Below are 14,339 nucleotides of genomic sequence, written 5' to 3'. Positions count from 1 at the left end.
GCGGTATGTCCAACTTATTTTCTCACCCGGCACGGGTGGGCTGGCTGCTGCTTGTCTGCTGTTCGGCGAGCGCGCAGGCGGCCGGCCTGACGCTGGAACAATCGCTGTCGGCGGCGGAGCGTTACTCCGCCGAGCTGTCCGCCAACCGCCATCAGGTTTCCGCACTGCGCAATATGGCGGATTCCGCGCTGCAGTTGCCCGATCCCAAACTGAAGCTGGGGATTGAGAACATACCGGTACAGGGCGGCAACGGCCATCGCCTGACGCGCGACGGCATGACGATGGGACGTATCGGCATCATGCAGGACTACGTCAGCGGCAATAAGCGTCAGCGAAAAGCCGATACGCTGCGGGCCGAGGCGGAAAAAACCTCGGCCAACAGCGCGGCGATCCGCGCGCGTTTGCAGCAGCAGACCGCACAGGCCTGGCTGGAGCTGGCGCTCAGCCAGCAGACCCTGCGTGACGCCAGGGCGTTGGTTGCGGAGAGCGAGCGCCAGATTAGCGCGCAGCGCGCCGGCGTGGCCAGCGGCAGTTCGTCGGCCAGCGAGGTGGTGGACGCACGTCTGACCCTGCTGGCGATGCAGGACCAAATCAGCACCGCCGAGCGCGACGTGACGGTGGCGCAGGCCAGGCTGACGCAGCTGACCGGGCAACAGATCGAGCAGGTTGTCGGTAAGCTGCCGCGCTTTGAGCGTTTGCCGGCCGACGGTGACGTGCTGCGCCAGGCGATACGCCAGCATCCGGACGTGGTGCAGGCCGGCCGCGAAGCCGATGTGGCCAAGGCGCGCTCCGCCCAGTCGGCGATTGCCGCCATTCCCGACGTTGGCGTGGAGGTGTATTACGCGCGCCGCGCCGACGGCTATGAAGATATGGCCGGCGTCATGCTGAGCGTCGACCTGCCGCTGTTTAAAGCTCAGCGGCAGGATAAAAACTATGCCGCCGACGTGTCGCGCACCCTGGAGGCCAACGACCAGCTGACCTTGCTGATCCGCGACCATCGGGCGCAACTGGACACTCTGTTAGCTCAGTATCAGGCGGCGCAGGCGCAGTGGCAGCGTCAGCAGCAGCAGGCGATTCCACTGCAGCAGCAGCGTCTCGATCTGCTGCTGGCGCAGTACCGCAGCGGCAACAGCAACCTTTCCGCTGTGCTGTCGGCGCGTCGCGCGTTGCTGGATGCCCGGCTGAACGCCGGCCAGGCCGCCCGTCAGCTGGCGCAGCTGTGGGCCGCCATCCGTTACCTGATCCCGCAGGAGATCCTCTGATGAAAATGCGTTTTAACCTTGCGTTATTGGCGGCGCTGGCGGCAGGCGCCGGGGCCGGTTACTGGCTGGCGACGCCGCCATCATCAGCGCCGACGGGGAGCGCGACGCCGGCGGCTGAGCGTCAGGTGCTGTATTGGTATGACCCGATGGTGCCGGGGCAGCGCTTTGACAAGCCGGGGCCTTCACCGTTTATGGATATGGATCTGGTGCCGCGCTATGCCGATGAGGTTGAGGAGCAGGGCGGGGTGACCATCAGCGCCCGCCAGCAGCAAAACCTTGGCGTGCGCACCGCAGCGGTGGAGCTGCGCCCGCTGGCGCCGCAGCTGGAGGCGTACGGCAGCGTGGCGATTGATGAGCGCGGCGTGCAGGTGATCGCCGCGCGCGCCAGCGGTCTGGTGGAGAAGCTGTGGGTGCGCGCCAGCCAGCAGCAGGTGAAAAAAGGCCAGGCGCTGGCGCAGTTGTGGATCCCGGCGTGGCATGCGGCGCAGCAGGAGTATCTGGCGGTGCGACGTCTGGGGGACAGCGCGCTGAGCGCTGCGGCGCGTCAGCGCCTGCAGCTGCAGTTTATGCCGGAGTCGGTGATACGCGAGGTGGAGCGCAGCGGCCGGCCGCAAACGCGCATTACCGTCACGGCGCCCGCCAGCGGCTTTATCAACAGTCTGGATGTGCGTGAGGGCGCGCAGGTCAGCGCCGCGCAGGGGCTGTTTGAACTGGCGACGCTCGACCGGGTATGGATGGTGATTGACTATCCGCAGGCGCAGGCCGGGGTGGTGCAGGTCGGCGATGCGGTCAGCGCCGGCAGCGCCAGTTGGCCGGGCGAACGTTTCAGCGGCACGATCGATGAACTGCTGCCGAATGTCGATCCGCTGACGCGCACCTTTAAGGCGCGGGTGCAGCTGCAAAACCCGCAGCAGCGGCTGAAACCGGGCATGTACCTGCAGGTGCGCCTCAGCCAGCCGGCGGCGGGGCGGCCGGTGCCGGCAATTCCGCTGGAGGCGTTGATCATGAGCGGCGATCGTAACCGGGTGCTGGTGAGCGAAGGCGACGGCTACTTTATACCGGTCGAGGTGGAAACGGGCCGGCAGGAGGGCGGTTGGGTGGAGATTACGCGCGGGCTGAAGGCCGGACAACGGGTGGTGACCGCCGGACAGTTCCTGATCGATTCCGAAGCCAGCCTGCGCAGTGCGCTGCCGCAGCTGACGGCTGAACCTGAGCCTCACGATCGCGGGGCACATCAGCCGCCTGCGGCCGCGATGGCGCACGGGGAACATTCGACGCCGCAAGCGCATGGCGAACATGCGGATCATCATGCACACGGAGGTCACCAATGATCGCCGCAATCATTCGCTGGTCGCTGCGCAACCGGCTGCTGGTGCTGCTGGCGGCGGCGATGCTGGCCGGCTGGGGCGTCTGGGCGTTGCAGAAAGCGCCGCTGGACGCGCTGCCGGATCTGTCCGACGTGCAGGTGATCGTACGCGCCAGCTATCCGGGCAAAGCGCCGCAGGTGGTGGAGGACCAGGTGACCTATCCGCTGACCACCACCATGCTGACGGTACCCGGCGCGAAAACCGTGCGCGGGTTCTCCATGTTCGGCGATGCCTATGTCTACATCCTGTTTGAGGACGGCACCGATCTGTACTGGGCGCGCTCGCGCGTGCTGGAGTCGCTCAGCCAGGTGCAGTCCGCGCTGCCGTCGCAGGTGAAGGTGGCGCTCGGGCCGGACGCCACCGGCGTCGGCTGGGTGTATGAGTATGCGCTGGTGGACAGGAGCGGCCGTCACAGCCTGGCGGATCTGCGTGCGCTGCAGGACTGGACGCTGAAATTCGAGCTGAAAACCGTGCCCAACGTCGCCGAAGTGGCCAGCGTGGGCGGCATGGTGCGCCAGTATCAGGTGGTGCTCAACCCAGAAAGCCTGCGGGCGCTTAACGTCTCCCACCAGCAGGTGGTCAAGGCGCTGCAGGAGGCGAATCAGGAAGGCGGCGGTGCGCTGCTGGAAATGGGGGAAGCGGAGTATATGGTGCGCAGCGCCGGCTATCTGAAAACGACGGCGGATTTCGCCAATGTGGTGATAGCGGTGCGCGACGGCGTGCCGATCCTGCTGTCCCAGGTGGCGACGCTGCGCGAAGGGCCGGAAATCCGCCGCGGCGTGGCGGAGCTGAACGGCGAAGGGGAAGTGGCCGGCGGTATTGTGGTGATGCGCTACGGCCAGAACGCGCTGGAAACCATCAACGCGCTGAAAGACAAGCTGCAGCAGCTGCGGCAGACGCTGCCGCCGGGCGTGGAGATCGTCACGGTTTACGACCGTTCACAGCTGATCGAGCAGGCGATCGATAACCTGTCGTTCAAGCTGCTGGAGGAGTTCGTGGTGGTGGCGCTGGTGTGCACGCTGTTCCTGTTCCACTTCCGTTCAGCGCTGGTGGCGATGGTGACCCTGCCGCTCGGTATTCTCGGCGCGTTTGTGGTGATGCACTATCAGGGGGTGAACGCCAACATTATGTCGCTGGGCGGCATCGCCATCGCCATCGGCGCGATGGTGGACGCGGCGATCGTGATGATCGAGAACATGCATAAGGTGCTGGAGCAGTGGCGGCAGCGCCATCCTGAACGGCAGCCGGAAGCGCAGGACTACTGGCGCATTGCCGAGCAGGCGGCGGTTGAGGTCGGGCCGGCGCTGTTCGGCAGCTTATTGATCATCACGCTGTCGTTTATTCCGGTGTTCACGCTGCAGGCGCAGGAGGGCAAGATGTTCGCGCCGCTGGCCTTCACCAAAACCTACGCGATGGCGGTGGCGGCCGGGCTGGGCATTACGCTGGTGCCGGTGCTGATGGGCTACTTTATCCGCGGACGTATTCCTGATGAGCAGGCCAACCCGATCAACCGCTGGCTGATTCGCTTGTACCAGCCTTTGCTGGCGGCGGTGCTGGCGCGGCCGCGCCTCACGCTGGGCCTTTCCGCGCTGCTGCTGGCGCTGACGCTGTACCCGCTCAGCCGGCTGGGCAGCGAATTTATGCCGCCGCTCGACGAAGGGGATCTGCTGTATATGCCTTCGACCCTGCCGGGGATTTCGGTGCGTGAAGCGGGGCGTCTGCTGCAGCTGACCGACCGGCTGATTAAAACGGTGCCGGAGGTGGAGACGGTCTTCGGCAAGGTCGGGCGGGCGGAAACCGCCACCGACCCGGCGCCGCTCACCATGCTGGAAACCACCATCCGTTTTAAACCGCGCGACCAGTGGCGGCCAGGCATCACCATGGACAAGCTGGTGGCGGAGCTGGACGAGGCGGTCAAGGTGCCGGGCATTGCCAACGTCTGGGTGCCGCCGATTCGCAACCGGCTGGATATGCTGTCTACCGGGATTAAAAGCCCGGTGGGGATCAAGGTTAACGGCAGCAACCGCGCGGATATCGAACGCGTCGCCGGGCAGATTGAGCAGGTGGTGCGGCAGGTGCCGGGCGTCTCCTCGGCGCTGGCGGAGCGGCTCAGCGGCGGGCGCTATGTTGATATTGATATCGATCGTCAGCGCGCTGCCCGCTATGGCGTGTCGGTGACCGAGCTGCAATCAATGGTGGCCTCTTTAGTCGGCGGCGAAAACGTCGGCGAAACCATTGAAGGGCGGGCGCGCTATCCGATCAACGTGCGCTATCCGCGCGAGATCCGCGACTCACTGCAGGGGCTGCGCGATCTGCCGGTGGTGACGGCGAACGGCAGTCAGCTGCCGCTGTCGGCGCTGGCGGATATTCGCGTCAGCGACGGACCGCCGATGCTGAAAAGCGAGAACGCCCGGTTGTCCGAATGGATCTATGTCGATCTGCGCGGGCGGGATCTGAAGTCGGCGGTGGAAGAGATGCAGCACGCGGTGGCGCAGCAGGTCAGGCTGCCGTCCGGCATTTCGCTGAGCTGGTCCGGGCAGTTCGAGTATCTGGAACGCGCCAGCGCCCAGCTGAAGGTCGTGCTACCGGTCACCCTGGGGATTATTTTTGTGCTGCTGTTCGTCACTTTCAACAGCGTGCGCGACGCGCTGCTGATTATGGCGACGCTGCCGTTTGCCCTGATCGGCGGCGTCTGGCTGCTGTATCTGCTGGACTACAACCTGTCGGTGGCCGGCGCGGTGGGCTTTATCGCCCTGGCCGGGGTGGCGGCGGAGTTCGGCGTGATCATGGTGCTGTATCTGAATCAGGCGCTGCACAAGCAGCGGCAGAGCGGCCGGCCGATGACCCGTCAGCAGCTGCTGGCGGCCATCAGCGAAGGGGCGGTGCTGCGCGTCCGGCCGAAGGTGATGACGGTGGCGACCATTATGGCCGGGCTATTGCCGATTATGTGGAGTGACGGTGCCGGTTCCGAGGTGATGCAGCGCATCGCCGCGCCGATGATTGGCGGCATGATCAGCGCACCGATTTTATCGATGCTGGTGATCCCGGCGGTCTATCTGCTGATGCATAAATCGGCGGAGCCGTCCGGGGAATAACACGTTGATTAATTAGGCGAATCGGTATTTTTATTCCTCGGCGCGGTCGGTAATATGCTGGCAGAATTACCGACCGTGGGTGGCGTCTGCGTTGCTCTGGGTATCATAAGTGCACCGATGGCCGGTAGCGCGGGGCTCGCCTGTGCGATCATCGGTGCTTCTGCGGGTAGTTTGGCAGGTGGTGCAGTGGCAGGTTCATTCGGTGGGATGGCCGGTGAAAATCTTTATAAAATAATAGGTAATGAATGATTTCGATTTTACTGGATGTCGGCACAATACTCTCTTTTCTGGCTATTTTTATCGGCTTTCTCACCATGATTTTTTTTGGGATAAACCGTAAAAATATAAGCGCATTGTCTCCCTATATGAAAGGGAGGGTTTATACATGAATGACTTCAATCAACTCGCTGTATATTTTGGCTATTTTGGCAGCTATTTCCCAACGGATTTTTTCAATAAACTTTTAAAAAACAAAAAGATAAAAACAGGAAAGGATACCTTTGTGCCATCGGACGCGTATACATTCCTGCAATATCTTCCCCGCGAATTAACGGGGTGGATTACGGTATATCATCGAATGCATATCATCTGGTCGACCCTATTTTTGATAGGTTGCACCATGTTGGGGATTGTCAAAGTATTCGTGGGATACCCAATTGATTAATGCAAAAGCGAATACTCTCTTTCACGTTGAGAGGTATGGCTCATTATTGGTCGTGCTGGAGGAGGCGTTTTTGATGGTGGCCGGGAGTTATGGTTGCCTGTGTGATTATTGACGTCTCTTCGGGCAGTCTGACCGGTGGTGCCATAGGGGGGGCATTAGGTGAGTGGAGTGGTGAACGTATTTATAAAATAATAGGTAACTAATGATTTCTGCGATGATGGATCTTGGAGCGATACTTTTTTTTCTGGGCGCTTTTATTGGTTTTCTCACCATGATTTTTTTTGGGATAAACCGTAAAAAGTATGAGCGTATCGTCACTCTATACGCAAACGAGGGGTTGTACATGAATGATTTCAATCAACTCGCTGTATATTTTGGTTATCTCGGTAGCTACTTTCCAACCGTTTTTTTCAAAAATTTATTGAAAAATAAAAAGATAAAAACAGGAAAAGATACCTTTGTACCATCGGAGGCGTATACATTTCTGCAATCCCTTCCCCGCGAGCTGACGGGATGGATCACGGTGTATTATCGGATGCATATTATCTGGTCGACCATCTTCGCAAGCGGTGGGGTGCTTGTAGCCATTGGCAGAGCGTTTGGTAACTACCCTATTGATTAATCAGTGTATCAGTGCAAATGACTGGCAATGGCCCATACGGATCGCCAGTCATTTGCTATGTGATGCTACTGCAGCAGAAACGCCTTAAACTGCGGCGTCATCTGCGCGCTGAAGCCGCTGTCGGTTTTGCTGATCATATACACCGCCAGCCCTTGCTCTTCCGCCAGCTTCATGGCTTTTTCACTGCCCAGCACCATCAGGCCGGAGTCCCAGCCGTCGGCTTCCAGTGCGGTGGGGGCGATCACCGTTACCGAAACCAGGCGGTGGTTAATCGGCCGGCCGGTATTGGGGTCGATAATATGCGAATAGCGCTGGCCGTTTTGCTCAAAATAGTTGCGATAGCTGCCGGCGGTGCTGATGCCGTAGCCCTGCAGATCTACCAGCGCCTGCACCGCATTTTCTCGGTCGGTCGGTTTCTGGATTGCCACGCGCCATGGTTTGCCCTGACCGTTAACGCCGCGCGATCGCACCGCGCCGCCTACCGACACCAGGTAGTTGGTGATACCTTTGCGCGCCATCAGCTGCGCCAGCAGATCCGCGCCGTAGCCTTCACCCAGCGTTGACAGATCGACATACAGCCCCGGCAGATCCTTTTGCAGCCATTCGCCCTGCGCATTGCTGGTCAGCGTCAGGTGCTGCAGGCCGACGTTGCGTTTGGCGGCGTCAATCTGCTGCTGGCTGGGAATGGTTACCGGACGTTTGTCCGGGCCGAAGCCCCACAGGTTCACCAGCGGGCCGACGGTGATGTTCATCGCGTCATGGGTATCACGGCCGATGCGCTGGGCGGTAAGGATAATATCCGCCATGCCGCGCGGGATCGGCTGCGGCGCGCTGCTGTGTGAACGGTTAAAGCGCGACAGCACCGAATCGGCGCGGTAAGTGGAGATATCGTCATTGGCCTGTTCCAGCAGCGCGTCGATCTCCTGCTGCAGCTGCTGGCGGTTTTCCGCGACCTCGCCGCTGATCTTGACGCTGTAAAACGTCCCCATGGTTTTACCGGCGATATCCATCTGCGGGCGGGTGGCGGCGTTATCACAGGCGGCGAGCAGCGTAAGCGCGACGCCGAGCAACAGGCTTCTGGCGAAAGAGTGGGCCATGGCGGGATCCTTGAAGACAAAATAAAGGCGCTATAAATAGAACAAGGTGCCGAAACTAATAACGGAACGACTCATTACAATACCAGCATCAGCACGATCGCCAGCACCAGCACCAGTGCGACCAGAGCCCAGCCCCGCTTGCCGAGAGCGGCCTGCAGCGGCAGCGCCACGTTGGCGATCAGCGGATTGAGCTGCGGCTGCGGCGTCTCGTTATGAATCGTCGGCGTGACGCCGGCCTTTTCCAACCGGCGGGCGAACAGCTGCGTCACCGCCTCGTTGATCTGCGCCTGGGTCAGCGGGGTGTTGGCCGCGCAGTGGAAGCGCGTCTGGCAGTAATCCAGCAGCAGCTGCTGCTCTTGCCGGTCCGCCGGCTGTTTGAGCACCGTCAGCAGGTTATTCAGCGTTGGCGCGTGCTGCGCGCTCAGCGCCGTTTTCACCTGCAGATACTGGCTTAACAGCTGGAAATGGCGCGCCGGCAGCGGGTCGTTGGTTTTTACCCCGACCAGATTAAACAGGCTCTGCCAGATTTTAGCCGGCGATTCGCCGGTGGCGGCGCTCAGGCGCGTCACCTGCTGCTGCAGGTTCTGGTGTTCGGCCGGCAGTAAAGGACGGTCGCTGACGGCGCTCTGCTGCGGATGCGGAATGGTCAGGCTGCCGCTCTGCAGCTGGCTCAACACCTGCTGTAACTGCTGGTGGCTGAGCTGGCTCAGCACGGTATGGCCGAACTGCTGGCGGATAAAATCACTGACCGCCTGGCGGTTATTCCCCTGCGGCAGCAGCTCGGTCAGCTGTTGCAACAGCTGGCGGCTGGCGTGATTCTGCTGCGCCTGGCTCAGACGCTGTTGCAGCAGTTGCTCCGCCGGCTGAAAGTGGCGCGCCCGCAGTTCGCTGCCGTCGGTGGCGCCCAGATCGTGGCGCAGGCTGGCCCAAATCTCGGCGGATTTGGCCGGGCTGAGCGCCATAATCTTCACCACCAGCTTTTCCAGCATGGTGCGCTGCGCCGGAGAGAGCGGCTGCGTATCGGAGGCGGTGTTTTTCTCCCCGGATGGGGGGCGATCGGAAAGGTTGTGGGCGCCGGGGCCGCTCAAAGGTTGCATGTCACCAGTCCTTCGCTGTGCAGAAAGAAGTCATACCCGGCGAAAAGCGCAGGTTCTATAAATCGTATAGCGACTATGATACCTGTAAATTCCCCTTATCAATACCATTCGCACGACATTTCTTTACAGGTAAAACGTTGCCAATCGCCTCGCTGCCGCTAAGATAGGCGGATTACGCTCGCGAGGATGTCATGGTCAAACGGCAACAGATTGCAAAATGGTTTTTATGCCTGGCTTGCCTGGTCGTCCTGACCTGCATGACGCAGCGTATGGCGAGCCTGCACGCGCTGCAACTGACGCTGGGTATTCCGGCGGTCAGCGCGGCGGCGGCCGACGACAACGGTGAAGCCGTTGCCGCCACCAGTCCGTGCGAACTGAGCGCCAAATCGCTGCTGGCCGCGCCGCCGGTCATCTTTGAAAGCGTACTGCTGGGGCTGGGTCTGCTGTTGGCGCTGCTGGCCCCGGTGATTGCCGCGCGTCTGCGCATTCCGCCGCCGCGTGCGGTTTCCCCTCCCACCCTCAGGGTGCACCTGCGATTATGCGTTTTCCGTGAATGAGACCCTCGCCCAACCTGGACGATAACTGACTCATTTACGGAGAAAAATATGTTGAATACCTTTAGGTCGGCATTAGCCTGCCTGCTGCTGCTGCTATGGCTGCCGATGCTACAGGCGGCGGACAGCGGCTGGCTGCAAAGCCCGACCAACGATCATGCCAAGGTGCGGCTGCGCGCCGATACTTCCCAGGCCGGAGAAACGCGCCTGCTGCTGTCGGTAGAGCTGCAGAAGGGCTGGAAAACCTACTGGCGCTCTCCCGGCGAAGGGGGCATCGCGCCGGCGATCAAGTGGCAGGGCAATCCGCCGCCGTCGGCCACATGGTTCTGGCCGGCGCCGCAGCGTTTTGACGTGGCGGGCATCACCACGCAGGGCTACCACGACGGCGTCACTATCCCGATTGTGATTAAGGGGGCTGCGCCGGCGCGTCTGGCCGGCACCCTGACGCTGTCCACCTGCAGCAACGTCTGCATCCTGACCGACTATGCGTTCAATCTGGATCTGTCGGCGGCCAATGACGCGCAGTTCAACCATGACTTTGCCCAGGCGATGGGCAAGGTGCCGATTGACAGTGGCCTGACCGACAATCTGCGCGTCGGTTACCGCAACGGCGAGCTGCAAGTCAGCGCCGAGCGTAATGCCGGCGCAAACTGGCGTCAGCCCGCGCTGTTTTTTGACACCTTGCCGGATGCGGATATCGGCAAGCCGACCATCAGCCACAGCGGCGCAACGATGCAGGCGCGGGTGCCGGTCAGCGACGGCTGGGGCGACGCCGCCCCCGATCTGCGCGGACAAACGCTGACGCTGGTGATCACCGACGACGGCATGGCGCAGCAGACGACGCTGACCGTCGGCGAACCGCTGGCGATGTCGTCATCGGGCGGCGTTACGCTGTGGCAGGCGGTGCTGATGGCGCTGGCCGGCGGTTTGATTCTGAACCTGATGCCGTGCGTGCTGCCGGTGCTGGGGATGAAACTGGGTTCTATCCTGCAGGTGGAACAGCGCGATCGGCGCAGCGTGCGCAAGCAGTTCCTTGCCTCCAGCGCCGGGATTGTAGCGTCGTTTCTGGTGCTGGCGTTGCTGATGACCGCTTTACGGCTGAGCAATCAGGCGCTGGGTTGGGGCATCCAGTTCCAGAACCCGTGGTTCATCGGCTTTATGGTGCTGGTGACGCTGCTGTTCAGCGCCAACCTGTTCGGACTGTTCCATCTGCAGCTCTCTTCCGGACTCAGCACCCGCCTGGCGACCCACGGCGGCCAGGGGATGAGTGGCCACTTCTGGCAGGGGGCGTTCGCTACCTTGCTGGCGACGCCGTGTACGGCGCCGTTCCTCGGCACCGCGGTGGCCTTTGCGCTGGCCGCGCCGCTGCCGGTGCTGTGGGGCATGTTCCTGGCGCTGGGCATCGGCATGAGCCTGCCGTGGCTGCTGATTGCCGCCTGGCCGGCATTGGCGCTGCGCCTGCCGCGTCCCGGGCGCTGGATGAACGTGCTGCGTCTGGTGCTGGGGTTGCTGATGCTGGCGTCGTCGCTGTGGCTGCTGAGTCTGATGACCAACCATATCGGCGTTCAGGCGACGCTGGTGGTCGGCGGTGCGCTGCTGCTGGGGCTGCTGCTGGCGGTCTGGCGGCGTTACGGTGCGCGGTCGGCGGGCATCGCCGGCGCCAGCCTGCTGGTGGTCACCGGCCTGACGCTGCTTACGCTGTCGCTGACGGCGAACCTGTGGCGGCAGCCGCTGCAGGACCGGGTGACGTGGCAGCCGCTGAGCGAGCAGGCCATCACCCAGGCGCTGGCCCAGAACAAGCGAGTGTTCGTCGATGTGACCGCCGACTGGTGTGTCACCTGTAAAGCCAATAAATTCAACGTATTGATGCGTGACGATGTACAGCAGGCGCTGATGGCCGATGACGTGGTGGCGCTGCGCGGCGACTGGAGCCGGCCTTCGGCCGAGATTAGCGCGTTTCTGCAACGCCGCGGTAGCGTCGGCGTCCCTTTCAACCAGATTTATGGCCCCGACAGCCCGAACGGCGTGGTGTTATCACCGTTATTGACCCGCGATGCCGTTCTGCAAACCCTGTCCGCCGCTAAAGGAACTGAACAATGAAGAAGTTACTGATTATTTTACTGATGATGGTATCCCCCGTGTGGGCCGCTGCCCCTTTTACCCCGGAACAGGAGGCGCGCGTGAAGGAGATGATCCGTGAAACGCTGGTGTCCAACCCGGATATTCTGGCGCAGGCGGTTGACGCCTGGCAGCAGCAAACCTCCGATCAACAGGTCAGCCAGGTGATCAAGCAGCAGGCGAAAACCCTGTATCAGGATCCGGCCAGCCCGCGGCTGGGGGCGAAGGACGCCAAGCTGACGATGGTGACCTTTACCGATTACAACTGTCCGTACTGCAAGCAGTTCGATCCGATGCTGGAAAAAATCGTCAAGAAATACCCGGACGTGGCGCTGGTGGTGAAACTGCTGCCGTTTAAAGGCGAAAGCTCGGTCAGTTCGGCGCGCATCGCGCTGACCACCTGGCAGCAAAACCCGCAGCAGTTCTGGGCGCTGCATCAGCGGCTGATGGCGAAAAAGGGCTTCCATGATGACGCCAGCATCGCTGCGGCGCAGCAGAAAACCGGCGTGAAGGCGGTAACGCCGAGCGAGCAGAGCATGAGCACGCTGCGCACCAATATGCAGCTGGCGGAACAGCTGGGCGTGCAGGGCACGCCGGCGACGCTGATTGGCGATCAGATGCTGCCGGGGGCGGTGTCCTACGAACAGCTGGAGTCGCTGGTGAAGCAGCAGCTGGCGCAGGCCGACCGTGGCTAGGCTGAAACGCTGGGGGCGTGAAATCGCGCTGCTGTTGCTGATGTTGGCGGGGATTCTGTTCGCCATGGATCTGTGGCGCGCACCGCAGGCGCCGCCGGCGTTCGACACCCAGCTGCTGACCACTCTGGACGGCGCGTCGCTCTCGCTGGCGCAACTGAGTCAGGAGCGGCCGCTGCTGGTCTACTTCTGGGCCAGCTGGTGCGGTGTCTGCCGTTACTCCACCCCCAGCGTCGCCAAGCTGGCGCAGCAGGGCGGCAACGTGCTGAGCGTGGCGCTGCGCTCCGGCGATGACCAGCAGGTGGCGGCCTGGCTGGCCGCCAAGCGGCTGAGTCTGCCGGTGGTTAACGATCCCGCCGGCGAGCTGGCGGCGCGCTGGCAGGTGGGCGTTACGCCCACCTTCGTCATCATCGATAAGGGCGAGGTGGTGCAGAGCACCACCGGCTGGACCAGCTACTGGGGCATGAAGCTGCGCCTGTGGTGGGCGGCCTGGTAGCAGAGTATGTCAGGGGAGGGAGACCGGTGATGTAAAAACACACGTAAAGAAGTTTGTGTGGTAATTCACCGGTCTTGGCTCCCTGTTTTCAATATCTTCCGCTGTTGTTATGACCGTACCGTGGTTTTTTACATGATGGGTTCTCGTTCCCCTATACCCATGATAGGGCATTAGGCTACTATTGCCTGAATGAAGGTTTGATATTTCGAGAGGGAATTATGGCACGGAAAATCGCCCCCGGTTATTGTGTGGTTGAACAGCCAGGATCACTCGCATTGCAAGCGGGATTGCTGTTTAACCGCCGCAACACAGACGCAGCCCGTTATTTCATGCAACTAAACGCAGACACGAATTGGGCTAAACCGGGACAGATATTGATCATCGCTGATCCAGAAACCACGATGACTGGCCAGATGCTTCGTTCACTTCGACTGGCAAAGCAGCGAGTCAATGATGGTCTTGTAGGCGTCAGCACGGATGAAGCTAGTTTTTTTCAGCGTAACTACGGAATGATTGCCGGCTTGACGTTCGCTGGAGATAAAATATTTGGTGCTGTGGGTGATGCTGGGGAAAAATATTTCAGAGCTATTGAGCACACGCTAAAAAGAATTGAAGCAACTTATCAGAACCAGTACCGGACTCAGGGAACGCTTATTGGTCAGCAGTTTTTTGTCGAAAGACGTCGTCTTTTTTCTGAGCTGAAAGATTTGGTTAATAAACCAATTATAAAATCTGTGGCAAGACACTCGATAAAATTCAAGCCTTATGAAGACATGAAGCGTGCACTAAATCTTTCCAGTCGTTCTATTGTTCACTAATGGTCTACAGTCGGCATTGGTGCTATTCCTGGGTATGCTACCTACACGTCAAATGCTGCAAAAGCAGCCCGTTTTCTTAAAACTGGTGGATATATTGGCATCGCATTTTCATTTACAGGTGCAACGAATAACGTGATCGAGTCATGTTCCACTGGTAGAGAAAATGAATGTGGAAAGTCTGCATTTAAAGAATATACTAAATTTACAGCAAGCACAGCATCAGGCATTGGTGGTGGATTAGCCGGGGCTAGTATTGGTGGCGCTATTTGTGTAGGGTTAGGTATAGTAACAGCTCCAGCAGCTGGGGCTGGTGGATTTGCATGTGCCGCGATCGGCTCAATTGCTGGTGGATACATTGCTAGCACAAGTACAGAATCGATCATTGATATAATCTACGATTACATCGGACTATGAACGATTTAATTAAAAACCTCACAATAGCAATACTCGCCATTCA

12 protein-coding genes and 1 pseudogene are annotated in these 14,339 nt (G+C 60.5%); 11 read left to right on the top strand and 2 right to left on the bottom strand.

Annotation, left to right across the window (positions count from 1 at the left end; genetic code table 11):
- Positions 1 to 5 precede the first annotated feature (5 nt).
- The 6 genes from CLM71_RS16720 to CLM71_RS16695 all read left to right on the top strand — a co-directional run bounded on the left by CLM71_RS16720 (position 6) and on the right by CLM71_RS16695 (position 7,010).
- The gene (locus tag CLM71_RS16720) at positions 6 to 1,262 is read left to right on the top strand and encodes a TolC family protein (RefSeq protein ID WP_105231983.1); all 1,257 of its coding nucleotides are present in this window, start codon (positions 6 to 8) and stop codon (positions 1,260 to 1,262) included.
- On the top strand, positions 1,262 to 2,593 hold the full coding sequence (locus CLM71_RS16715) for an efflux RND transporter periplasmic adaptor subunit (RefSeq protein WP_105231982.1): 1,332 nt from the start codon (positions 1,262 to 1,264) through the stop codon (positions 2,591 to 2,593). The genes CLM71_RS16720 and CLM71_RS16715 overlap by 1 nt, the downstream gene beginning before the upstream one ends.
- Complete coding sequence (locus tag CLM71_RS16710; protein WP_105231981.1) at positions 2,590 to 5,724, top strand: efflux RND transporter permease subunit; 3,135 nt, start codon at positions 2,590 to 2,592, stop codon at positions 5,722 to 5,724. The genes CLM71_RS16715 and CLM71_RS16710 overlap by 4 nt, the downstream gene beginning before the upstream one ends.
- A 54-nt stretch (positions 5,725 to 5,778) precedes the next feature.
- Positions 5,779 to 5,973: a hypothetical protein gene (locus CLM71_RS16705; RefSeq protein WP_105231980.1), complete on the top strand. Its 195-nt coding sequence runs from the start codon at positions 5,779 to 5,781 to the stop codon at positions 5,971 to 5,973.
- A 136-nt stretch (positions 5,974 to 6,109) separates the two neighbouring features.
- Complete coding sequence (locus tag CLM71_RS16700; RefSeq protein ID WP_234008593.1) at positions 6,110 to 6,388, top strand: hypothetical protein; 279 nt, start codon at positions 6,110 to 6,112, stop codon at positions 6,386 to 6,388.
- Between the two features lie 214 nt (positions 6,389 to 6,602).
- Positions 6,603 to 7,010, top strand: coding sequence for a hypothetical protein (locus tag CLM71_RS16695; protein ID WP_234008592.1), 408 nt, complete (start codon positions 6,603 to 6,605; stop codon positions 7,008 to 7,010).
- Between the two features lie 65 nt (positions 7,011 to 7,075).
- Here the strand turns inward: CLM71_RS16695 and apbE are convergent, their stop codons facing one another.
- Together apbE and flk are read right to left on the bottom strand one after the other, a co-directional pair.
- Positions 7,076 to 8,107, bottom strand: coding sequence for an FAD:protein FMN transferase ApbE (gene apbE / locus CLM71_RS16690; protein WP_105231978.1), 1,032 nt, complete (start codon positions 8,105 to 8,107; stop codon positions 7,076 to 7,078).
- A 74-nt stretch (positions 8,108 to 8,181) separates the two neighbouring features.
- Positions 8,182 to 9,204 carry a flagella biosynthesis regulator Flk gene (gene flk, locus CLM71_RS16685; RefSeq protein WP_105231977.1) on the bottom strand — a complete coding sequence of 341 codons (1,023 nt, stop codon included), beginning with the start codon at positions 9,202 to 9,204 and terminating at the stop codon, positions 8,182 to 8,184.
- Positions 9,205 to 9,395: 191 nt separating this feature from the next.
- Between flk and CLM71_RS16680 the strand changes: the two genes are divergently transcribed.
- From CLM71_RS16680 to CLM71_RS16660, 5 genes and pseudogenes are all read left to right on the top strand, one after another.
- Positions 9,396 to 9,761: a copper resistance protein gene (locus CLM71_RS16680; protein WP_105231976.1), complete on the top strand. Its 366-nt coding sequence runs from the start codon at positions 9,396 to 9,398 to the stop codon at positions 9,759 to 9,761.
- A gap of 48 nt (positions 9,762 to 9,809) precedes the next feature.
- The gene (locus tag CLM71_RS16675; protein WP_105231975.1) at positions 9,810 to 11,858 is read left to right on the top strand and encodes a protein-disulfide reductase DsbD; all 2,049 of its coding nucleotides are present in this window, start codon (positions 9,810 to 9,812) and stop codon (positions 11,856 to 11,858) included.
- A complete protein-coding gene (locus CLM71_RS16670) occupies positions 11,855 to 12,571 on the top strand; it encodes a DsbA family protein (protein WP_105231974.1) in 717 nt (238 codons plus the stop codon). The genes CLM71_RS16675 and CLM71_RS16670 overlap by 4 nt, the downstream gene beginning before the upstream one ends.
- Positions 12,564 to 13,064: a protein disulfide oxidoreductase gene (locus CLM71_RS16665; protein WP_105231973.1), complete on the top strand. Its 501-nt coding sequence runs from the start codon at positions 12,564 to 12,566 to the stop codon at positions 13,062 to 13,064. The genes CLM71_RS16670 and CLM71_RS16665 overlap by 8 nt, the downstream gene beginning before the upstream one ends.
- A 218-nt stretch (positions 13,065 to 13,282) precedes the next feature.
- Positions 13,283 to 14,296 (top strand): annotated as a pseudogene (locus CLM71_RS16660) (hypothetical protein).
- The last annotated feature ends 43 nt before the right edge of the window (positions 14,297 to 14,339 follow it).

It is taken from the genome of Serratia sp. MYb239 (assembly GCF_002966855.1).
Lineage (GTDB): Bacteria > Pseudomonadota > Gammaproteobacteria > Enterobacterales > Enterobacteriaceae > Serratia_B > Serratia_B rhizosphaerae.
This window is presented reverse-complemented; position numbering and strand designations above follow the sequence as displayed.